This is a genomic window from Vibrio sp. M260118 (genome assembly GCF_036533755.1).
In the GTDB taxonomy this organism is placed as follows: Bacteria; Pseudomonadota; Gammaproteobacteria; order Enterobacterales; family Vibrionaceae; genus Vibrio.
The window spans coordinates 1-810 of the sequence record NZ_JATABG010000650.1; the positions used below are offsets into that span (position 1 = coordinate 1).

Sequence of the window (810 nt, forward strand, 5' to 3'; positions counted from 1 at the left end):
TTTGTGGTTCATGACTGGGGTGAAGTCGTAACAAGGTAGCCCTAGGGGAACCTGGGGCTGGATCACCTCCTTATACGATACGGATAGTTTGCTTCTGCTTTTTAAAGCGGAAACAAATAAGTCGCGATGAGTGTTCACACAGATTGATATGTTTATACACGTTAAGAGACGATACTGGGTCTGTAGCTCAGGTGGTTAGAGCGTTCGCCTGATAAGCGAGAGGTCGGTGGTTCAAGTCCACTCAGACCCACCAATTCTTTTTGGGATTGGCACACAGTATCAACACCTGATGGGGCTATAGCTCAGCTGGGAGAGCGCCTGCCTTGCACGCAGGAGGTCTGCGGTTCGATCCCGCATAGCTCCACCATCTTTAAGCACATTTGCTTAAGTGTTCTTAAAAATGGTTTTCATCAGAAAATCTAGCTCTTTAACAATTTGGAAAGCTGACGAATAACAACAATCCCCATCTCTTTGAGATGCGTTGTTATTCAATTAAAAGTTCTCAAATCCTAAAACTATGTTTTAGGTACCAACACACATTCAAGTGTTCTTGGAAATTTGAGTCCGGCAAAATCGTGTCTCCATCATGTTTAAAAAATTGGAGACAACTTTGGTTGCTTAGTTTGTTTTCACTTTTCAAAGTGAAAGTAAATGAGCCAAGAAGACCCTTTGGGGTTGTATGGTTAAGTGACTAAGCGTACACGGTGGATGCCTTGGCAGTCAGAGGCGATGAAAGACGTAGTAACTTGCGATAAGCCCAGATTAGGTAGTAACAACCATTTGAGTCTGGGATTTCTGAATGGGGAAACC

The 810-nt window shown here is 43.6% G+C and carries 2 tRNA genes and 2 rRNA genes; all 4 read left to right on the forward strand.

Annotation, left to right across the window (positions count from 1 at the left end):
- Positions 1-73: ribosomal RNA gene (locus QTO00_RS20275) — 16S ribosomal RNA — on the forward strand; the annotation flags it as partial.
- Between the two features lie 103 nt (positions 74-176).
- Positions 177-253 (forward strand) — tRNA-Ile (locus tag QTO00_RS20280).
- Between the two features lie 38 nt (positions 254-291).
- Positions 292-367 (forward strand) — tRNA-Ala (locus QTO00_RS20285).
- 314 nt (positions 368-681) lie between these two features.
- Positions 682-810: ribosomal RNA gene (locus tag QTO00_RS20290) — 23S ribosomal RNA — on the forward strand; the annotation flags it as partial.